This is a genomic window from Sphaerisporangium perillae (assembly GCF_023276435.1).
Taxonomy (GTDB): Bacteria; Actinomycetota; Actinomycetes; order Streptosporangiales; family Streptosporangiaceae; genus Sphaerisporangium; species Sphaerisporangium perillae.
The window spans coordinates 1-20,757 of the sequence record NZ_JALLPO010000003.1 but is presented as its reverse complement, the minus strand read 5'-3'; the positions used below and the strand labels follow the sequence as shown (position 1 = coordinate 20,757).

Annotated in this window: 17 protein-coding genes and 2 pseudogenes; 11 read left to right on the top strand and 8 right to left on the bottom strand. The window is 64.6% G+C overall.

The window, feature by feature from the left end; genetic code table 11:
- Window positions 1-15: 15 nt before the first annotated feature.
- The 3 genes from MYF83_RS03740 to MYF83_RS03730 all read left to right on the top strand — a co-directional run bounded on the left by MYF83_RS03740 (window position 16) and on the right by MYF83_RS03730 (window position 7,546).
- Complete coding sequence (locus MYF83_RS03740) at window positions 16-852, top strand: GntR family transcriptional regulator (RefSeq protein ID WP_248958735.1); 837 nt, start codon at window positions 16-18, stop codon at window positions 850-852.
- Window positions 853-2,437: 1,585 nt separating this feature from the next.
- Window positions 2,438-3,358: a DDE-type integrase/transposase/recombinase gene (locus MYF83_RS03735; RefSeq protein WP_248958734.1), complete on the top strand. Its 921-nt coding sequence runs from the start codon at window positions 2,438-2,440 to the stop codon at window positions 3,356-3,358.
- A 417-nt stretch (window positions 3,359-3,775) separates the two neighbouring features.
- On the top strand, window positions 3,776-7,546 hold the full coding sequence (locus MYF83_RS03730; RefSeq protein ID WP_248958733.1) for a CHAT domain-containing protein: 3,771 nt from the start codon (window positions 3,776-3,778) through the stop codon (window positions 7,544-7,546).
- Here the strand turns inward: MYF83_RS03730 and MYF83_RS03725 are convergent.
- The 3 genes and pseudogenes from MYF83_RS03725 to MYF83_RS03715 all read right to left on the bottom strand — a co-directional run.
- Complete coding sequence (locus MYF83_RS03725) at window positions 7,537-8,334, bottom strand: hypothetical protein (protein WP_248958732.1); 798 nt, start codon at window positions 8,332-8,334, stop codon at window positions 7,537-7,539. The two genes, MYF83_RS03730 and MYF83_RS03725, sit on opposite strands and share 10 nt — an antisense overlap.
- Before the next feature lie 141 nt (window positions 8,335-8,475).
- Complete coding sequence (locus MYF83_RS03720; RefSeq protein WP_248958731.1) at window positions 8,476-8,814, bottom strand: hypothetical protein; 339 nt, start codon at window positions 8,812-8,814, stop codon at window positions 8,476-8,478.
- Window positions 8,815-8,958: 144 nt separating this feature from the next.
- A pseudogene (locus tag MYF83_RS03715) lies at window positions 8,959-9,183 on the bottom strand (IS3 family transposase); the annotation flags it as partial.
- 140 nt (window positions 9,184-9,323) lie between these two features.
- Here MYF83_RS03715 and MYF83_RS03710 point away from each other — a divergent pair.
- Window positions 9,324-10,727, top strand: coding sequence for an IS1380 family transposase (locus MYF83_RS03710; RefSeq protein ID WP_248958730.1), 1,404 nt, complete (start codon window positions 9,324-9,326; stop codon window positions 10,725-10,727).
- 200 nt (window positions 10,728-10,927) lie between these two features.
- Here the strand turns inward: MYF83_RS03710 and MYF83_RS03705 are convergent, their stop codons facing one another.
- From MYF83_RS03705 to MYF83_RS03695, 3 genes are all read right to left on the bottom strand, one after another.
- Complete coding sequence (locus MYF83_RS03705) at window positions 10,928-11,215, bottom strand: hypothetical protein (RefSeq protein WP_248958729.1); 288 nt, start codon at window positions 11,213-11,215, stop codon at window positions 10,928-10,930.
- Between the two features lie 282 nt (window positions 11,216-11,497).
- The gene (locus MYF83_RS03700; protein WP_248958728.1) at window positions 11,498-12,763 is read right to left on the bottom strand and encodes a helix-turn-helix domain-containing protein; all 1,266 of its coding nucleotides are present in this window, start codon (window positions 12,761-12,763) and stop codon (window positions 11,498-11,500) included.
- Complete coding sequence (locus MYF83_RS03695; protein ID WP_248958727.1) at window positions 12,702-13,265, bottom strand: flavoprotein; 564 nt, start codon at window positions 13,263-13,265, stop codon at window positions 12,702-12,704. Before MYF83_RS03695 ends, MYF83_RS03700 begins: the two co-directional genes overlap by 62 nt.
- A 915-nt stretch (window positions 13,266-14,180) precedes the next feature.
- Here MYF83_RS03695 and MYF83_RS03690 point away from each other — a divergent pair.
- The 4 genes and pseudogenes from MYF83_RS03690 to MYF83_RS03675 all read left to right on the top strand — a co-directional run bounded on the left by MYF83_RS03690 (window position 14,181) and on the right by MYF83_RS03675 (window position 17,056).
- Window positions 14,181-14,741 carry a hypothetical protein gene (locus MYF83_RS03690; protein ID WP_248958726.1) on the top strand — a complete coding sequence of 187 codons (561 nt, stop codon included), beginning with the start codon at window positions 14,181-14,183 and terminating at the stop codon, window positions 14,739-14,741.
- Window positions 14,742-14,937: 196 nt separating this feature from the next.
- Window positions 14,938-15,258: pseudogene (locus tag MYF83_RS03685) on the top strand (ADP-ribosylation/crystallin J1).
- 215 nt (window positions 15,259-15,473) lie between these two features.
- On the top strand, window positions 15,474-16,526 hold the full coding sequence (locus MYF83_RS03680; protein WP_248958725.1) for an XRE family transcriptional regulator: 1,053 nt from the start codon (window positions 15,474-15,476) through the stop codon (window positions 16,524-16,526).
- Window positions 16,523-17,056 carry a flavoprotein gene (locus tag MYF83_RS03675; protein WP_248958724.1) on the top strand — a complete coding sequence of 178 codons (534 nt, stop codon included), beginning with the start codon at window positions 16,523-16,525 and terminating at the stop codon, window positions 17,054-17,056. The genes MYF83_RS03680 and MYF83_RS03675 overlap by 4 nt, the downstream gene beginning before the upstream one ends.
- Before the next feature lie 309 nt (window positions 17,057-17,365).
- On the opposite strand, the gene MYF83_RS03670 is transcribed toward MYF83_RS03675, so the two are convergent.
- Window positions 17,366-18,289 carry an NADP-dependent oxidoreductase gene (locus MYF83_RS03670; protein WP_248958723.1) on the bottom strand — a complete coding sequence of 308 codons (924 nt, stop codon included), beginning with the start codon at window positions 18,287-18,289 and terminating at the stop codon, window positions 17,366-17,368.
- 72 nt (window positions 18,290-18,361) lie between these two features.
- Entirely contained in the window at window positions 18,362-19,087 is a 726-nt protein-coding gene (locus MYF83_RS03665; protein WP_248958722.1) for an SDR family NAD(P)-dependent oxidoreductase, read from the bottom strand.
- Between the two features lie 48 nt (window positions 19,088-19,135).
- Between MYF83_RS03665 and MYF83_RS03660 the strand changes: the two genes are divergently transcribed.
- From MYF83_RS03660 to MYF83_RS03650, 3 genes are all read left to right on the top strand, one after another.
- Window positions 19,136-20,032: a LysR family transcriptional regulator gene (locus MYF83_RS03660; protein ID WP_308201397.1), complete on the top strand. Its 897-nt coding sequence runs from the start codon at window positions 19,136-19,138 to the stop codon at window positions 20,030-20,032.
- Between the two features lie 93 nt (window positions 20,033-20,125).
- Window positions 20,126-20,308, top strand: a complete 183-nt coding sequence (locus MYF83_RS03655) for a hypothetical protein (RefSeq protein ID WP_248958721.1) — start codon at window positions 20,126-20,128, stop codon at window positions 20,306-20,308.
- Entirely contained in the window at window positions 20,305-20,715 is a 411-nt protein-coding gene (locus MYF83_RS03650; RefSeq protein WP_248958720.1) for a transposase, read from the top strand. The genes MYF83_RS03655 and MYF83_RS03650 overlap by 4 nt, the downstream gene beginning before the upstream one ends.
- The last annotated feature ends 42 nt before the right edge of the window (window positions 20,716-20,757 follow it).

Here is a 20,757-nt window from a genome sequence, read left to right as displayed (position 1 = left end):
ATGACGGGAGAGCGAATGATCGAGGAGAAGGGCACCGCCCGATGGCGGGAGATCACCGGCTTCCTGCGAACCGACATCTTGCAAGGCCACTACCAGCCCGGACAGGCACTCCCCGGCGAAGCTTTCATGGCGGACGAGTACGCCACCTCACGACCCACCATCCGCAAAGCCATCGCGCAACTCGTCAGCGAAGGCCTGCTCACCGTCGCCCATGGACGAGGAACCTTCGTCCGAGCCCGACCTGACCGTCGATTGATCACCTTCGGTAGCTCACCAGCAGAAGACCTACTCAGCCCTGCCTACGACCCCGGCGCACAAGGGTGGGAACACGTCACCGTGCCCAGTGACATCGAACGCGGCAACAAGCTGCCCCACAACCAACCAGCTCCCATGACCGCCGAAGGCGAAGACGCCGAAGTCTTGGGCATTCGCCGCGGCCGGGTTGTGGTCTACCGCTACGCCTACTGGCAGCACGCCAAGACTCGCCACCGCATACACCTGGACTCTTACGTCATCGCAGACCACATCGGCACAGTGAAAGGCGAAGGCGCCGACCGAGACATAGACCTGCACGTCGAGCCGGACAACTACTACGCCCACCTGGAGGCCACCCACGGTCCCCTCCGCTGGGCCACCTCGGTCTACACCCGCATGCCCTACGGCGACACGTACGCTGACCTGTCCATGGAGCCGGTAGGAACACCCCTCCTGATCATTAGACGCGTCACCCTCAGCTACGACGGCCGGCCACTCGAATTCACCGAGATCGAAGCACCCGGCGATCGCTTCGAGGCCTCAGCCATCACCAGCGACACCGGTCAGTCAGACGGCCACGTCGCTCTGCGCGTGTAGTGGGCTCAGATTTTCTTTACTGGTTTAAAGGCGGCCCGCTGCGCGGCCCGCCGGGCGCGTCGGCCGGTCTGCGTGCCCGGCTGCGGCTCTCCGGCCGGTCCGGGCACGCACCGCCCGCGCGCCCGAGAGGCTGGCAGAAGCCACCACTTAAGCACCTAAGGCTTCGACTGGCTGCCTGAACCGCTGGCCCGCTTCGCAGATGACGCGATCGCGCTTGCCACGTGGTGGATGGTAACGAGTTGGCAACAGTATGGGGCGTGCGTTTGGTTGGCGCACGAGTTGGAGGGCTTGTGGGCGAGCATCCGCCCAGCTCGTAGCCATCTCAAGGAGATTGAAGAGCGCTGGAATGTGACCGGTAGCGCAGCCTTCTCCATGGCGGCAGCATTCTCGGTATGACGAGAAAGCGATCCAAGGCCGGCTACAGCTCTCCGCGGAATCCGGTATGGGAGAAGCGGGGCCTGTACATGAATTCAGCCCTGAAGGAGACGGATCTGAAGGAGTACTCTGAGGTTTCGCCTTCCACCGCGCGTGATGCGGGTACGACTTACGATCAGTTCTGCGGTGCGTCCAGCCTGATCCCCACGCCACTTGGGTGGGGGCTACTTCATTGCACAGTAAGAGATAAGCGCGGACGTCGGGCAAGGGTGACCCTAGCGACCGATGATCTGACTTATCACCGTACTTTCGTTGAGGCTGCTACTAGCCCAAACCGCGGTGTAGGCCTCGAACTTGCGGTGGCTCGCTACTCATACATGCGGGCAGGTTGGCCTGGGCCTCTCAGGCAGGGTGGGAGTTGGCCCGGCGGAGGTCCTATTCCATGGAATGCGACCTACCGTGATGCATGTCCTGAACTAATCGCCGCGCACCATCTGTACGGCCTGCAGGTTGCTCCGTCAGGGGTAGTCAGAGCAATCCGTGTCGAACTTGCCAAAGGCTCCAATGGAGCCAAGTGGATCATGCTGGATGATGAACCGATCCAAGCACCCTCAATGATCCAGATTCCAGACTCCAGCACCTCGTTCTACGTCCCGTCGGGGATCGCTGTAATGCCAGGGTGGCCTTTCCGCGCAGACCCCACCCCATGCTCCCTACCTGCCTGCGCATGATCGAATCCAATCGGGAGATTCGAGCCGAACCACGAAGGAGTGGAGAGTGACGTTTGCAGATGAACTAATCCATCAGTACGGACTTCATGCCGTACTCGCCCTACCGATGCTCGCTTGGTATATACGCCAGGGGAAACGGCTCATGCAAGTCATCGAAAGTCGGCTCCGGCGATTTGGTTCCTGCCTGCGGCAGGTGGGGCGAAGGCTTCTGCTATGGCTGCTGGCAGATGAGGCCGGGGAGGCGTCGACGGTCGACAGGGTGACGGTCGGCAGCGGTGCGGGAGGAGAGGACTTCCTGAGGCGAACCCAGCGGACAAAGCTATGAGGCACTCACGGTGGGGCTGTCAGGCGTCGGCGCGGCGGTGCATCCGGCCTTGACCGCGACTCGTTTGGGGGTTGATCGTTAGATCGGTCGTGGATGCGTTCCTTCGAAGCTGACCCCGCTGCTCGGACGTCGCAAGGCATGTGCAGCCGCCGGGGTGCCACAGGCCAACTGGTACCGCACGAACCGCAGGAGCCCCGCTCCGGCACGCCCGCTCACCCCGCGCAAGCCGCACCCCGCGGCGCTGTCGCGGGGCGAGCGCGACCGCGTCCGCACCGTGCTCAACGAGCGGTTCGCTGACGCGGCACCGGCCACGGCGTACTTCACATTGCTGGACGAGGGCACCTACCTGGCGTCGACCTCCACGATGTACCGGATCTTGCGCGAGCACGGCGAGATCGGCCGTGATCGCCGCCGTCATGCCACCCATCCGCCCAAGACGATTCCCGAACTGCTCGCCGATGCCCCCAACCGGGTGTGGGCCTGGGACATCACCAAGCTGCGCGGCCCGGGCAAAGGCGTCTGGTACCACCTGTACACGATCATCGACATCTACAGCCGCTGCGTCGCCGGCTGGAAGGTCGCCTCCTGCGAGTCCGCCGAGCCAGTCAAGCGGCTCATCAAGGCCACCGCGGACAAGCAGGCCATCGACACCGGCACGCTGACCCTGCACGCCGATCGCGGCTCGTCGATGAAGTCCAAGACCGTCACCGAGCTGCTCATCGACCTGGGCGTGGCCAAGTCGCACAGCCGTCCCAAGACAAGCAACGACAACCGCAGCACCAACACCCGAATGGAACGGACGGTTCGCGGGCGTCCACGCCCACGAGGTGCACGGGCCCCAAGGTTAGGGCGCCGAAGCAGATTGCGGTGCCAGTGCAAGATGGTGTCCGGACCACCAGAGGTGTCGGAGCTTGGCCAGCGGCAGACGGTACAGCAGGCGGGCGAGGAGGAACCGGTCCTCCGGCGTGAACGCCGGTCTGGCCACCTGCCTCTGCAAGATCTCCAGTTGATGCCGCAGCACCAAAATCTTGACCTCTTTGTCAAGATCAGTCGGGGGCAGCAGTCGCAGGAATGAGAAGGTGCTCGTCATCGTCAGGTAGGCCATGCGCAGCAACACGACCGATCAGCGCAGTCATCGCGATTCCCAGGACGGGAGCACGCGATCACCCATCATCCCTGCGACCTGCACGGATGAATCTCCGGCACTCGCAACATCGGACCCTCGCCGTAACTTGCCCTGCGGATCTGCTCCACCTCGGCGCCCGGCAGGCAATTTCGGCCGTTCTTTCTGGATCTTATGGGAACGGAAATATTCATGTATCTATGTAGATTTTTGCGTTATCCGATTGTGTCATAGCGTTTTCCTTCATTCGGGCCATCGCAAGAACCGACTGCGCTTAACATCTCGACCTGAGCAAGTTCTGTGTGGACCGACCCATGAGTACCGAAGGTTGGCTTTCAGCCGATCTTTCCAACGAGCCGAGGAGTGATCATGACTTCTGTCGTGCTCGCGGATTCGGCTTATCGGTTGCTGCGGATCGCGATGAGTTCGGCGGGACATCGACCGGTCGACACTCTGGACGTACTGATGGCCGTCTCGCGTGATGATCCCGAGAGCTGGCTGCGTGCGCTGATCCGGCTGGAGTTGACCAATGAGGCCCTGAACCGGCGAAGCCCGACTGCGGCTGAAGGGTACCCGTCTGCGGTCGACGTGAGCGGCATACAGGTTTCCCGGCAACTCGAGGAGGCGATACGGCTAGCGATCCACCTGGCCGGTCGGTACGGCTTCCCCTCCTGCCCCTCCGCCTTAGTGGTGCTCGCCAGCGTGATCGTTCCCGGAAGTTTCGCGGGGGAGGCAGTTAGGGGCTGCGACGAGTCTCCGGTAGAGATCCTCTCTGACGCATTTCTTGGTGGACGATTGGAGGGCCACAACGAGATCGTGTCGGAGTTTTACTCTCCACGCGAGAGTCCCTCTAGTCGGGAGGACGTACGAGCTGCCGCCGGAACCCGGACAAGTAATTCAGCTGCGGAGAATCAGCTACCGTCTCAGTACGACTATGCCGCGCGGGTGCTGGAAAAGATCCGACTTCGCGAGCGCCGGATCCTGATGTGGACAGCTGAAGCGACCATGCTGATGGTCGCGCACACTCCGCTGCTCAGATCGCTTCTGTTTTTCTTCCTTCTCGTCGGGTTCTTCGGCCAGCGGCTGGCCGTGGTGACCATCGCGGTAGGGGTATTAGCGCTCGTCTTCGACGCCGGATGGATTGCGCTTCCTGCTTTTGCTGTCGCAGCGGTGGTCGCCTATGTGGGACGACGAGTTTTCTCGGTCTCCTACGGACGCCGCCGTCCTTTCCGGGTCCGCTTCCATCTGTGGCTCCTGCGGCCGGACAGGGCCCTGAATCTGCTTCGCGCCCGTCGGCTCATACGCCTGGACTATCCGCAGGACGCACTGAGCCTGCTCAGAGAGCTGGCCTCACAGGCGCCTGCCGGGGCGCGCCACGATCTCCGGATAAGTACGGCGGACGCAGCTCTGCGGGCAGGCGATTTCCAGGAGTCGTTGCATTGGCTTCGGCTCGTCCGAAGTGATCCGGGCGACAACGTCTGGGGTCGGCCGCTCGACGACCAGGTGAAGTTTGCCATGCTCGAAGGACAGGCGCTCCTGCGATCGGGGAACGCCGACGGGGCCCTGGCTGCGCTCCATTATGCGGCTCAATTGTCGTTTAAGCGCGAGGACGGTCTGATTCGGGCGGACGCGCAGGCGGCTTTGGGCGAGGCGTTGCTGGCGGTGGGACGGGCCGCGGATGCGGAGAAGTGTTTCCTTGCGGCGTCCGAGCAGTATGTGTTGCACTCCCGATTCGTCGATCTCGCACGGTGTGTGCGGGGACGTGCCAGCGCACATCAGCAGAGCGGCTCCCTGGACACCGCGAGAGTTCTGCGGTCGGACGCCGAGCGGATCGCACTCAACTTTGTCCTGCTCTGGCGTAGGGAGATGTTCGACACGGATATCCCCGCGCGTGCCCGAGCGGGGATCCGGGAGTACGCCCTCATCAGCCTGGACAGGGCTCGGGTCACTATCGACACCGACGAGGACACCCAAGAACTCCTGGACTGGCTGGGACCCGATACGGGCATCACTGCGATGTTCGAGGTCCTCGACCAGACCTTCGAGCAGGCAGAATGCCTCGGGCTGACCGCCCGTCGGTTGGAGCGGGAAGGCAAGGCGGCGGAGGCACTCGTCCATCGGATGGCCGCGGTCGGGGCACTTGACGAGCAGCGATATCGTCTCCGTTCCCAGACCGCCAGGATCTCCTGGGCCCGGCGCTACAACGAAGCCGTCGAAGGCGCGCTGGCATGCGCCGTAGCAGTGGGCGATTCGCGGGCGGCTGCTCAGGTGATGGAAGCCGCCCGGCTTCAGGGAGTGCCTCAGGACTCGGTGGACTCCCTGCTGCAGGGCGACCTTCCGCTGCAACCGCCGCCGGTTATCAGGGTGCGGGGCGAGGCACGTCTCCTCGGGCCCCATGCCGGTGAGCGTCCGGCGGCCCTCGACATCGAACGCACGGCCGCCCTCGCGGCGGGACCGGGCGCGTGGTGGTGGGGGCAGTGGTCAAGCATCGACGGAGAAGGCATTTACTGGTGTGTCGTTCCGCCCCAGGGCGACGTAACTTGCGGCTGGATCGATTGCGCGCCGGGATCGGAGTTCGCCGACCTCCTCCTAAGCCTCACCGCGGCGCTTCCGATCCAGCAGGGAGCCGAGACCGGAGCCGAAAGGGCAGCCAGAGTACGGAATGGGGCCTTGGGTGACTGGGCCACCGAAAGCGCACTTATGCACGCGTTGGGCAGGTGCCTGGTACCCCAGGCCCTGCGCCGAGCATTGCGCAGCCGCTCAGAGCGGGAACGGCTGCCCCTCGCTATCGCGCCGGCAGAGGCTTTGGCGCAACTTCCCTGGGCGACCCTGTGCGTGTTCGAGGAACCCGGCCGGGACATCAGGCTGGTCGAAGTCGCCGACATCACCCTCGCACCCAGCGCCGCACTCATCCAGGCTCTCTCGGACCGTCCGCTCACCCCGTCAGGCCCGATCCGTCTGGCAGTGCTGATCCCCGCCTCAGAACAACAGGCGTCGCACGATCTCAGATACTTCATCCCCCAGTCGGCCCGGCTGCTTGACACCGGAGCTTCCGGGACCCCGGCCACGCGCACAAACCTAGCCCAGGCGCTCCGCGGGCTCGGTCGCGACTCCACGGTGGTTTTCGCCTGCCACGCGGTCCGGGCCGTCCAAGGACGGCCTTCCAGCAGCGCCCTTCGCCTCATCGACGACGACCAAGAACAGGGCTACCTCACCGCGGCGGAACTGCTCGCGGAGGACCGGTCACACCGTGTCTTTCCCCTCCCCAGGACGGTCATCGCGCTCGGCTGTGAGTCCGCAGACGTCTCTGGTGCCTCCGGCGGCGAATGGCTCACCCTCGGCCCCGCCCTCCTCTGGGCTGGAGCTGACGAAGCCCTGGTCACCCTTCACCCCATCTTCGACGAAGTGTCCGTGGAGGCAGAACTTCTGGAACATCTCGAGAGCGGGGCCGACCTTCGAACCGCGCTGTCGCAGTGGCAACGCGCGTGCCTGGTGGGATGGAGAACCTATGGTGTGGAGTACAGTCCCGTTTACTGGGCGGGGCATTCCCTGCTGGGGCGGTGGGTCAGCGGCGATGGCACGAACCGGGAACTGGAACTGGCGGCCTCGGAGACCCCTCCGCCTCCGCCGTCGGACTTGTTGATAGGCGAACTGAAGGGCGCCGCTCGTATGGCCAAAGAACTTCGCCAGAACGTGGTGACGACCGGGCACTTCGCTTTCACGTATCTCGAATCCTCCTACGATGGTTTTGAGACGCATCTCCTCAAAGAGGGTCTGTTCACCATCGGCGGCGCCGCGATGCTGAAGATTCTGCGTAGGGAACGGGGATCCGAAGGAAGCACGGAGGACCGGATTCCCAGCCACGCCCTCCGGCGGCTCGTGCGGGACGCACAAGGGACAGCGCAGCGGATGGGCAGCACCATCACGTTGCCCGAGCACCTAATGCTCGAACTCCTCTCAGCTCCTTGTCCTGACGGACGCCTTCTTCTGAACGTGCTAAGACTGCGCTCGCGACCGTCGTTCCGCAGAACTCTGCTCAGAGATACCCGACGGCCCTTGTTCTCCCCGACACCATGGTCCGCCTCGGACCAGGAGGATCCATTCATCCGGCGAGTGATGAGCCGTGCGCCTCAGGATTGAGCACGCCGCTCCCCCTTCAGAAGAATGATGATCGACCCTGTCTCCACGAGGAGGCTCACCACACCAAAGGAGGCCGCGACCGCGCGTAGCCACAGGGTGGGCGCCGCGACTAGGAAGAACAGCGCGCTTACGCCGGCTCCGACGACCACGACGACCACATGAACCACGCGGACTCCTCGGATCATCACGGGTTCCGCCCAGCGATCAGTCGCGCGAAATGTCCAGCAGACGTGACCCGCCGCCACACCAGAGAAGACGCCAAGGGCGAACCATCTCCCCCCCTGCGTGCCGGCGACGACCGCCACACCAGAAAGAAGCCCAAGCGCCGCGTGTGAAAGAGCAGAGCGTCGGCGGAGCACGTCCATGAACTCGCTGGCGAGGACCCACCCCAATTCCCAGGCCAGCCCGACGAGCGCGGTGACGATGAGAAACCAGCGGGAGATCTGGATCGGTCCTGGTGGCACCACCGTGACCACCATCCCTGTCAGCATAAGCACTATCCCGGCATGGTACGTGTGACGTGTCCTGCCAGCCCAGACCTTGCTCCGCTCCAGATGACTCCGCTGCACTTCCCTCAGAAAACGATTAGGCTTCCCGTTGCGTACCTGGTCAGGCCACCATTCGGTCAGCTCACTCGGAGTGACATCGTACCGGCGAGCCCACATGGCTCCCTGAATGGTCGCAATCATGGCGAGTCCGGCGGCCACGAAGAGTGTGAGAGCGGCGTCGGGCCAACGAGCGAAGGTCTGTGCCCCCTTGGACAGCGAAGGCAGCAGAAGAGCGGTCATGGTGAAACTCGTGGCCGCTAACAAGGGAGCGGAGAATCCTCCGAGTGCCTGGATGCTGGCTGGGTATCCGAGAGGAATAGGCGGATTCCAGTCGCTCGTACCCGGCGACGGCTTCCTACGGTTCATCGACCACGGCTCCCGCTAGGTCCGGCGATTCGGACATGATTCCCTGTGGTGTCCATCTAAGCCCTGACAGAGGCGGCAGAGCGAACCCGGGCGGCTGAATGCACGGGTATCGGAAGACTTCTCGATGGCGTCGACCTCGTCCTCGGCAACCGGATTGATCGAGGTAGCACGGGATTCGAGCCCGAGTGCTTCAAGAATCAGGTCGGGCATCTCCTGCGGGGAGATCGAACATCCATCCGTGAGCTCGAACGCGATGGAGAAGACCCTGGACTGGTCGCTCGACCATGCTCTGAGTATTCCACCACAACTGACGAGGAGTTCTCGCGTCTTGATCCGGGCGCGTGCCGTCAGCACGCGAGGCATCTCATGATCACTCACCGAGAATCTCAGCAACCAAAATGAAACCAATCGATGCTCCCAACCAATAGGACAATCCAGCACTCAGCAGCCTAACCGGCGGAGGCGCGGTGCATGGCTGGTTCTAGCCATGGCTTGCGACTACGCGGCAGCATAGTCGAGGGTTTGGGTGTTCTTGAGCGCGTGTCGGCGTTCGTATTCGGCAGGGCTGAGCTGGCCGTTGGCGGAACGGCGCCGACGTGGGTTGTAGAACCCTTCGATATAGCTGAACAGGGCTCGCTCGGCTTCTGACCTGGTGCGGAAGGTGCGCCGGTCGATCAATTCGCACTCCAGAGAGGCGAAGAAGCTTTCGGTGATCGCGTTATCCCGATCCGTCAACTCCTCAGCCTGGATCCACCGAGCCAAATCTGAACCGAATGGCCTGAAATGAGAGGAGGTGCCCTCCGACCTGGGATGATGGGAGTTCTTCAGGCTTCCGTCAACCAAATCGAGAGGACACCTCTCAAGTGCTAGTTTCTCATGCCCCGGCCAAGACTCATGCGATCTTCAATGAGGAGCACCTGGTCGCGTACGCGGGGCTGGTGCCGGCGATGCGTCTGGCCGAGCGGTGCGACCTGGGGCTGGTGGACGAGCACGTGGCGATCGCCGACCTTCTCGGGGTGAACGCGCCGCTGAAAATCGGGTCGATCGTGGCCGGGATGCTCGCCGGAGCCGACTCCATCGACGATCTGGACGCGCTGCGGCATGGCGGCATGAGCAAGCTGTTTTCCGGAATCCGCGCCCCGTCCACGCTCGGCTCGTTCCTGCGCTGCCTGAACTGGGGCAACGTCCGCCAGCTCGGCAAGGTCCACCGAGTACTGCTGGCCCGGCTCGCCGCGAACACGCCGCTACTGCCCGGCGCGGACGTACTCGCCTTCCTCGACCTGGACTCGATGCAGAAACGGATCTACGGGCCCGACAAGCAGGGCGCGGGGTTCGGCCACACCAAGATCCAGGGTAAGAGCGTGCTGGTCCGCGGGTTGAACGTGCTCGCCTCGGCGATCTCCACCCCGCTCGCCGCTCCGGTCGTGGCCACCACCCGGCTGCGCGGCGGCAAGGCGGGGTCGGCCCGCGGCGCCGCCTCCCTCATCCGCGAGTCCATCGGGACCGCACGCGGGGCGGGCTGCACCGGGATCCTCATCGCCCGCGGCGACTCGGCGGTCTACAACGCGGCCGTCATCAACGCCTGCTGCGACCACGACGTGCGCTTCTCGGTCACGGTGAAGATGGACCCGAAGGTCAAAAGGGCGATCGCGGCGATCCCACAGACCGCGTGGATCGCGATCAAGTACCCGAACGCCGTCTTCGACGAGGAGTCCCGCACCTGGATCTCCGACGCCGAGATCGCGGAGATCACCTACACCGCTTTCGCGTCCAAGAAGGGCCAGGCCGTCACCGCCCGCCTGATCGTCCGCCGGGTCAAACGCCTCAACGAGCAGGCAAAGATCGGCCAGAACGAACTGTTCACCACCTACCGCTACCACGCGGTGTTCACCGACAGCCCCTTCGGCCTGGTCCAAGCCGAAGGCCAGCACCGTGCCCACGCCATCATCGAGCAGGTCTTCGCCGACCTGACCTGCGGCCCGCTCGCACACATGCCCTCAGGCGACTTCAACGCCAACGCCGCGTGGCTGACCTGCGCAGCGATCGCCCACAATCTGCTGCGTACGACCGGTTGCCTGGCTGGAGCCTTCCACGCCCGTGCCCGCGTGTCCACCCTGCGCCGCCACCTGATCTGCGTCCCGGCCCGGATCGCCCGCCACGGCCGCGGCCACATCACCCTGCACCTGCCCGAGCACTGGCGCTGGCAACCCGCCTGGATGAACACCTTCGATGCCGTCTACTGGCCACCACCTGCCAAAGCAGCCTGAGTCCGGGCCGATCCAGCCCACCCCGGTACCACCTGACGGCCCACGAGCCACCGGCGAGACCGCCATCACCCCGCCCCCGACCCGCAACACCTGGACGGACCGCAGACCCCGCGAGCGGCGGCCCTCCCACGCCCGAAACAGCGTTCTACCAGGCGAAACGGTCCTCGAGGAGGAATTGGACCCGAAATCGTCATCGGAAATCACGCGGTGGATCCAGGCTCAGGGTTCGCGCGGCGCTGATCTTCGGGCAGGGAGGCGGGATCGTAGGGGGATAGAGCATCAGGGGTTTCGTTGTTCGCCATGCGGACCATAGCAGCGACGATGTCGGCCCCTTCGGCGGGCGCGGCGACCGGGCATAGCGGCTGAGGTGCCTCGCCCAGGGGACGCATCGAGTAGGCCGCTTCTTTCCGACCGTCATCGACGGTGATGATGGCGACGGGCGTGCCATCCGTGGTCCACACGTCCAGCTCGGGGGAGTCGTAGGTCACTGACGATCTCGGTCCGTAAGCGGCAGTGTGGACCTTGAGCCTGATTCGCTTGCTTAGCAGGTTCGGCACGCCGCGCTCTCGGAGAAGACGAGCCAGCTCACCGAGGTGGGCGCTGTGCTGATCGGCGCGAGCAGAGCTGCGAGTAGTAGGCATCACCGTCGTTCCCCTCTGTTGACGCTAACGGTCACGCTGATCACTCAGCGTGTAGAGGGAAAGCTAGATGCCGCCCATTAAGAGAAGTCGTACGTCTGTGAAGGTAAATAACCCGCACGAAAGTGCGCGTTAAATCACGCCCGCTCGGTGGGCCAGGCCCCGAAGTTCTGGAGTGCTCGGACGGTGCTCGCGCTTGACGAGCTGGGCCAGAAGTTCGGCAGTTCGCGTGTCGTAGCGGACGAGTTCGGGTGATGTCCGTTCCGCTGCAAGCAGTGTGTTCACCGAAGCGGCGTCCTTACGTTGGACGGCGTACGCCCGTGCCAGGTCGAGATGGACCTGAGTGCGCCGGCCGAGAAGGCCGGAAGCCAGATGCGAGACGTCCATGCGTTCTCCGATGCTGATCGCCTGCTTGGCATCCGCGAAGGTAACCGCCGCCGACAGCTCATGAATCGTCACGTTCGTCGGCCCGAAAGCCGTCCAGAGGTCGTTGCGATCTCCACCGAGGAGATCCGCTACGCGCCGGGCCTGTCGAAGGAGGGCGTCCACGGCCGCACGATCGAATCGCGTTGCCGCAGCGGTCACGGCGACCAGGTACAGGCCGCCGAGCACCGACAGGTGTTCGGGGTCGGAGCGCTTGAACGAGCGTTCGAGCGCCTCGGCCGCGCGTACGGCTATCTGCAGCGCTTTCTCTGGCTCGTTCAGCCGCACGAAGATGTACCCGAGACGGTAGGCGCTCACCGCGGCGAGGACAGGCTTTTCCGCATCCTCGGCAGCCCACAGCGACCGATCGCCGGCTGTCCAGGCAAGCTCGGCTTCCCCCACTCTGCTCAACGTGGTGGCCGTGGAGTGGTAGGTCAGTGCCCGCAAGGTGTTGCAAGCTCGGCGTTGGCTGACAGGGGCATTTCGGCTGGCGATCTCGGTGGTGATGATCAGTCCGGGTAGCCGGTTTCCTGCTTCGTCGTACCGGGTTGCCTGGTAGAGCCGGTTGACGGTCCGCAACTCGTCGCTCAACCACGTGAGGCTTTCGTGAGTCGCTTCAATGTGCCGAGGGTCGATCAGGGAGGCCAAGCCGTCGTAGCCCATCATGGCCTGCCGGATCTTGGCTGCAGCTGAGTACTCCGCCATGGTGTTCCCCGCCTCGCTTGCGGTGAGGTTCGCGACCGGCACGCCTAGGATGCTGGCCAGGTTGCCGAGTACGGCATGACTGTCCACGCCGCGCTGCCCGCGTTCGACCTGGCTGAGCCAGCTCTCGGATCTACCGATCAGCTCGGCGAGAACACGCTGAGACAGGCCACGGCGTTTGCGTGCACGCGCGATTCGCTGACCGATCTCCTTACGGGCTTCCATGCCGGTACCCCCGCGGCTGTTCGTTTCCGCAGACTCGGTGAAGTTCATCTAGCACGTGTTCCCAGGGTGGCATGCGAGCGTGCGCGGGCGCATCGGGATCGAACAGCACGTGCACGCCCATCTCGCGAAGCGCGTCGAGGCTACGACCGAACGCCAGGTGCCGAGCCAGAGCATCCTTCAGCAGGGGGACTGCCACGATCGGGACGCCGAAGCCCATCAACTCGCACAGCAGCCCGACCGCGAACGTGTCAGCGATGCCGCCGGCCCATTTGTTGATCGTGTTGAACGTGGCAGGAGCGACCAACACCGCGTCAGCCGAAGGAAGCTCGTTCGCCTCGCCGGGCATCCGGTAGCCGCTGCGAACGCGATCTCCGGTCAGGCTCTCCAGCTCGGCCGCGTGGACAAACTGCATCCCCATCGGCGTGGTGATCACGCGCACGGTCCAGTCGGCCTCTTGGGCCAGGAGCACGAGGCGCTGAACGGAAGCCGCCGCCGGAGCAGCGCAGGCAACGACGTACAGCACGCCCCGCGACACCGCTTCCACCTGCATGTTGTGATCCTATTCAGGCGAAGCCAAACCGATCCATGAGTGATCGACTGAGCGCCAACGACCTCGTACTGCCATGGATCAGCGCGCACATGAGAGGGCCGCAGCCGCAGGTCATCGGTAGTCCCAGGGCAGGTGAACGCTCTGCTGGGGCCTTACAGGCGAGGCGCTTGTTCGAATTTAGTAGTGCCCACCACGGGGTCGGTGCCGATGCCCGGCATTGGTCAAGGTCCTAGTTTTCGGCTCGGGAGGTGTCTCTCCCAGGGGAGCCTCTGGCCCCCTTCGACCTCAGGGTTGTGGGACGAGCCCCTCGAAATCCCGCGTTGCCGGGGAAGCTGCGCGGGCGTGCCCTACATCGAGCCGAACCGCGACGATGTGAATGAGCAGGACTCAGTTGAGCGGCACCTCCCGTCCTCGCTTCTCTCGATGCTGACGCCGACCTTGCCGCGCGAGATAAGGAGATCCTCAGGTAGTAGCAGGAGTGATGCTACGCAAAGCCACAACACCATCCCCTGGATGTCACCGCAATCCGGAGAGCGCCGTCGCATCTGATGTGACGCCAGTGAACGAAGCGACCAACGATATTGAAGGTAGTCAACTTTTTGGATGACGCGATAAGCGTATAAGATCATGGACCTCAATACCGGTGGGCGGATGACTGAAGAGATACAGAGCTGTATGCCATATTGACCAGTTCGGTTACAGCCTTCACGATACAGAATCGTGGCATCGTCCAGGAAATCGCCTAAAGTTAGATGTCGAGCGCCGACCGCTGATGGCACTCCCTGCAAGACTCTAGTGTCTGGGCCAAATCAGCGCTGCCACCGCCATAAAGGTTTATCGGCACTGGCGATAGGTGAACGAGGTAGGAAGCCGCCGAAGAAGCCTTCGCCTCGCAACAGCTATGCGAGTTCTCGTGTGCCGACCGCCCCGAAGCGGCGTGATGATCGGGCGCAGAGATCCCTGGAACGCGAAAGACGCATTGTCGAGGAGGCCATCGGCTACTGCGAGGATGCGATCAAGGATGGCGCGCTAGTCGCGGCTACTGATCGTGTGGCCGATCATGTCAGTGAGAAGACGTGGAAGCGACTCACCAAGAGCTGGAGTGGTAGCCGGTGTGAGACACTGGCACAGATCGCTCGAGATATCTTGGAGGGCAAGGATCAGATCCATGCCGGGGTGGGAAAGATCGCCAGTTATGTCGTGGGGATCTTCAACGGCTCATCGTTAGAGCGTACGTTGGCCGATGAGATCGCTAAGCGGGTCCCCTTGCCTATTTTCGATGAAAAGATGGCTGCGACGGCTCGCGGATTGCAAATCATCGGAATGGGTGTTTGCTTTATTCAAGGATATGATCTCGGGCACTGTGCTTGCTTTGTTGATGTAGTAAAGGCCGAAGGAAAGGTTCAGCTCAAGAAGATCATTCTTGCGAGCGTGGACAACTGGGCATCACTGCACGACATCGATCTAGCCAGGTAGGCGGCGCATCCACTCGAAGCACATCTGCCGCTTCAGTGCTATCCGTCCGACTAGCAGAAGCGGGATTAGGAAGGACGGTCTGAACGGACACGTCGCGGCCCTCGGTTCTGGATGGGCGTGCTCCACTTCTCATCGGGATGTCGTGGGACGCTCAGCCCCGGCGGGCCGATTAGGTTAGCCCTCGAACGAGGAGGGGATCGTGTCGTTCCAGGCGACGACGTTGTGGGCGTCCCACGGGGCCGGAGGAGTTGGAGTTGGTGCGGCGATCTGGCTGGCGGTCGTGGCCGCCGCGACTGCCGGAGGAGCCGATCTTCTATCCCGTGCTCAACGAGGAGTACGCCGTCAAGATCGCCAGGGGCCGCGATTTTCTGGCGCGGTCTCCGGTCCAGCAGGCGGGTGGGCAGGCCTCATCCTGGAGCTGTGGATGCCCGCTGACGAACTGGCCGAGTTTAACGCCAACATCGTTGGCCTGATCGAGGTCGTCCAGGAGTTCCGGACTGAGCGACTATCTGAGTGACAACGCCCCCGTACAAGCCCGGACGGCGGTGAACGCTGGCGAGCTGTTGGCGCAGGTCGTGGCTGGTTTCGTGGCAGGTCAGGGGCCTATCGTTGTGGCCTTACAAGCGAGGGGTCACTGGTTCGAACCCAGTAGCGCCCACCAGCCAAAACACCCCCGCCAGAGATCTTCTGACGGGGGTCTCGTGCCATTAGCGTGCCATTAGGGTACGAATCTTGAGTCTCTCGGCCATGAGACGCCGCGACTTCGTCGGACTGACAGGCGCCGCCCTATTCAGCGCCGTACTTCAGCCCGCCCCCACCAGCCAGCCCACAGACGGCATCGAAGACATCGCCGCCGCCCTGGTCCACTACCCGGCCCCGGCAGACCCTCCGATCGACCTCACCGCACTGGCCCGTGCCGTCGGCGACGCCAAGAGCACCTATCAGGCATGCCGCTATGCCGAGGTGACCGCGATGCTTCCTGGCCTGCTGCGATCCGTACGCATCGCATGCGCGACGGCGACCGGGGACGCCCACCACCGCGCCCACGTCCTGTCCGCCGAAGCGCACCACGTCGCCGCCTCCATCTTGCTCAAGCAAGACGACAAGGGTCTCGCCTGGCTGGCAGCCGACCGCAGCACCCAAGCGGCCCACGACTCCGAGAACCCTCTGATGATCGGCTCCAGCGCCCGGATCATCACCCGCGCCCTCATGGACGGCAAACACCACCGCGCCGCCATCAACACCGCCAGTGGCGCCGCCCAGCGCATGGACGCCGACCTCGCTCGCCCGAACGACAATGACCTTTCCGTCTATGGGTCTCTGCTGCTGTCCGGAGCCGTCGCTGCCGCCCAGACCAGCGATAGGCACACCGCGGTCGAGCTGCTCGATAAAGCCGACCAGGCAGGCCGTCGCCTCGGCCACGATGGCAACCACATGTGGACCGCCTTCGGCCCGAACAACGTCCTGTGCCACCGGGTCAACATCGCCCTCACCATGGGCGACGCCGGCACCGCCATCGACTACGCCCGACGAGTCGACATCGATGCCCTACCAATCAACGAACGGAAAGCCACGCTCTTGCTCGATACCGCCCGTGCGTTCCTCACCTGGAACAAGCACGACCAGGCCCTCTACGTGCTGCGCGCCGCCGGCGAAATCGCGCCAGAAGAGATCACCGCCCGCCCCGCCACTCTCCGCCTTGTCCGCGACCTGCTCGTGACCGCGCCCATCACCGTGAGGCGCGACGCCCGCGAATACGCCGAATCCCTCGGAGTCTCCGCGTGAGCAAGGTCCTCTACATCATCGTGTGCGCAGCCGGCCCCGCCGGAGATGTCGGGAAACTCGTCGCCCTAGCCCAAGACGACGGATGGACCGTCCAGATCATCGCCACCCCACCCGCACTTGACTTCATCGACGTGCGAGCCCTGGAGAAGCAGACCGGCCGGCCCGTACGCAGCGAGTACCGCAAGCCGGGGGAGCCGAAGTCGCCCAGGGCAGACGCCATCATCGTGGCCCCCGCCACTTACAACACCATCAACAAATTCGCACAAGGCATCGCCGACACCTACGCCCTCGGCCTTCTCTCTGAGGCCCCCGGCCTCGGCATCCCCGTGGTCATACTCCCGTTCGTGAACGCCGCCCTAGCCGACCGGGCACCATTCCGCCGCAGCGTCGACCACCTACGCGACGAAGGCGTCCGCGTCCTTATCGGCCCCGGACAATTCGAACCCCACACCCCAAGCTCCGGAGCGGATCACACCGACACCTACCCCTGGCATCTTGCCCTGTCCGCACTCCCAACGACGGCCAGCTAACCGCGGTGTCTAGTACCACGACATGATTGACAGTTCTGTCCCACCACATGCTTGACGGATGCCCTAGGAAACATGACTGGCCTTGCGGGGCCGGGCGTGCGGCGTGGACGCCGGTCCCGGCCGGCGGCGGGAACGCGGGCCGCCCGCCGCACCCAGCGCCCGCCGTACCAAGCCTCACCCGCCGCCCCAGGACGCGCCGCCGCACAGATGCAGCACGACGATCGCCATGCTTTAGCCGGCCATCACACGGGGTTGGGGGCGATCGAAGGTTGAGCAGAGCCTTGAGCGCGCTGCGTTGCATGGTGCCGGTTAGGGTCTGAGCACGATTTTGCCGTGGGTGTGTCGGCGTTCGAGTTCGGTGTAGGCCTGGCGGACCTGCGTCAGCGGGTAGACGTTGGCGATCGGGACTTCGAGGTGTCCGTCGGCGATCAGGGCGGCCAGTTCGGCAAGTACCTCGGCGCCCGGTCTGGCGTTGGTTCCGGGTTCGGTCTTGACTCCGTACTTCGCGGCTGCCGCGAAATCGGCGATCGTGTCGATCCGTTCGACCGCGACGCCGAGGGCAAGGGCCAGTTCGACGTACCCGCCGCCGTGGGTGTCGATGAAGGCATCGATGCCGCTCGGTGCGGCGGCCTTGATCCGGTCGGTGACGCCGTCACCGTATGCGACCGGGATCACACCGTGTGTTTGCAGCCACTCGTGGTTGTGCTGGCTCGCCAGGCCGATGACCGTGGCTCCGGCACGGCGAGCGAGCTGAACGGCGAGCGAGCCGACTCCTCCGGCTGCTGCGGAGACGATAACGGTCTCCCCTTTGTCGAGCTGCATGGAATCTACTGCCCCCCACGCAGTCACCCCGGCGACGTACAGGCCGCCAGCCACCTCCCAGGGGACGCCGTTCGGTTTGGGTGTGAGGTTGTTGACGTCGACCAGGACCAACTCGGCCTGGGCGGCCCGCTCCTCGGAGAACCCGATCACCTCGTCACCGACCGAGAATCGGTCGACTCCGACGCCGACCTCGGCGACGACCCCGGCGAGATCGCTGCCTTGCCCGGACGGAAACGTCGAGGGAAAGATGTCGGCCATCGCGCCGGTTCGAATGGCCGCCTCACCGGGGTTGATGCCTGCCGCCTTGACCCGAATCAGGACCTGCCCATCGTCAGGCACGGGGCGGTCGACATCGTCGACCCGCAAGACCTCGATTCCGCCGAACTCGTCGTATCTGACTGCCTTTGTCAATGTCTGCTTCTCCTTCGATGCACGACGCGCGGCCGACCTCGAGAACGGGAATGGTGGGCACCGGTGTGCTGATCACCAGGGCACAGTTCCGGCGTCGTTGAAGAATCCGCCGGTCGGGCCGTCGTCGGGCAGGGTCGCGAGGTGAATCGCGATGGCCGCGCCCTGTTGTGGTGTGCGGACGCCTTGGAAGCCGTTGAGGTCGGTGGCGGTGAAGCCGGGGCAGCCGGAGTTGATCAGGATGTTGGTGTCGCTCAGTTCCTTGACGTATTGGATAGTGAGGGCGTTGAGGAAGGTCTTCGAGGCCAAGTAGGCGGCCGGAACCTGGCCCATGTCGATGCCGGGTGTGGTTTGCAGGGCGAGCGAGCCGACGCTGCTGGACATGTTGACGATCCGTGGTGATGCCGAGTCGCGCAGCATCGGCAGCATCGCGTTGGTGACCCGGATGACCCCGATCACGTTGGTTTCCACGACAGCTCGCACGGTCGCGGGATCGACCGTGGTAGGTGTCTGCGGCACGCCGCCGGTGATCGCGGCATTGTTGACCAGAACATCGAGCCCTCCGGCATGGCCGGCGATCAGCTCGGCCGCCGCGGCCACACTTGCGTCGTCGGTCACGTCGAGCGGCACACCGAACGCATCGGTCCCGGCCGCGCGCAGCTTCTCCACCGCGGTGTCGCGGCGTTGTTGATCCCTCGCGCCCACACCGATTCGCCAGCCAAGCGCGCCCAGGCCAGCGGCGATCTCGTATCCGATTCCCTTGTTCGCGCCGGTCACCAGCGCAATCGTCCGTTCACTCATACCGTCGATCATGTTGCGGACTCGGGTGGGGCGTCCAAGACCGGTCGGGTGGGCGGCGATACCGCACGGGTATTGGTCGTGGTCAGCGCCGGATACGATGAGCGGGTGGAGACGCGGGAGTTGCGATACTTCGTCGCCGTCGCCGAGGAGTTGCACTTCGGGCGGGCGGCACAACGGCTCGCGATGGCGCAACCACCACTGTCGCGGGCGATCCAGCAGCTGGAACGGCGGCTCGGAGTCGTTCTGCTGCACCGCACTGCTCGCGCCATCGCCTTAACCGAGGCCGGGTCGGTGCTGCTGCGGGAGGCCCGGACCGCGCTCGACGCGGTCGAAGCCGCCGAGCGGCGAACCCGCCGTGCCGCGGGCGACCAGCCGGGTGTGGTGCTGGCCGCCAAGGCCGGAGCGTCCAGGGAACTGTTGTCGAAGCTTCTGGACGCCTACGCCGCTGAACCGGGCTCAGTGGCAGTCGAGGTGATGTTGTGCGGGCCGGGCGAGCCGGAAATTCTGCTGCGCACCGGGCGTGCCGACGTTGCTCTGCTCCACCGGCCTTACGACACGACAGCCGGATTCGACACCGAGGATCTGCACACCGAACAGCAGGTCGTGGTCCTGCCCAAGGGTCATCCCCTCGCCAACCGGGCGCATCTGTCGTTAGTCGAGGTCAACGCCCAGACGGACCTGCCCCTGCCGCGCTGGCCTGGACGAGATGGCGGCCATCCGGACGGCCCCGGCCCGCAGGTGCGCGACCATACCCAACTGTTCCAACTGATCGCGCTCGGACTGGCCTGCGCCGTCGTACCCGAGTCGCTCCGAGACCAGCTACGCGACGACCACGCCATCGTGCCGGTGCCGGATGCACCGGCCGTCACGACCGTCATCGCCTGGCCACCACACAGCAGATCCAAAGCCGTCGCCGACCTCGTCCGCACCGCGACACGCCTCTAGGTGGCTGGTGTTTTTCGCGGGGCCTCGTGGTGGTCTGTCCTTGTGTGCCAGGGTGATCGTTGTTGGTCACCGGGCGTGGGGAGAGATCGAGCGATGGCAGTGGGCCAGACTCCGATGCAGCCGGGGTTGCTGTCCTCCACGGTGAGTTTCGTCGAGGGCCGGCTGGCGCCGAACTCGATCTATGCGGTGCTGCACCGCAAGACCCAGTCGGCCGGCGCGTCGGGCGGGCGGTTCTCCAAGGACGTCTTCACCATCGATCTGGAGGCGGGCAGGTGAGCTGCCCGAACCAGGTCACGACCGAGATCCGCCGGCATGGTGACGGCGGCGGAGTCGCCGCGTTCGGCGCTGCCTGCGCCTCCTGCCCGCTGCGTGAGCAGTGCACCACCGCCAGGAACGGCCGCGAGATCAAGATCGGGCCGCATGAGGAGCACCTGGCCCGGGGACGGGCAAACAGCACCGATCCAGGCTGGCCGGCCCGCTACCGGGCCACCCGGCCCAAGGTCGAACGCAAGATCTCTCACCTGATGCGGCGCCGGCACGGAGGCCGCCGCGCCCGGGTCCGAGGCGTCACCAAGATTGATGCCGGCTTCTCGCTGCTGGCCGCCGCGGTCAACCTCGCGCGCCTGGCCATACTCGGCATCGTCTCGACTCCCAGTGGAGCGTGGGCCACGGCAGCACCGTGACCAGGAAAACCCTCCTGAGGAGGGGCCTGGGCGAGGCTGTGA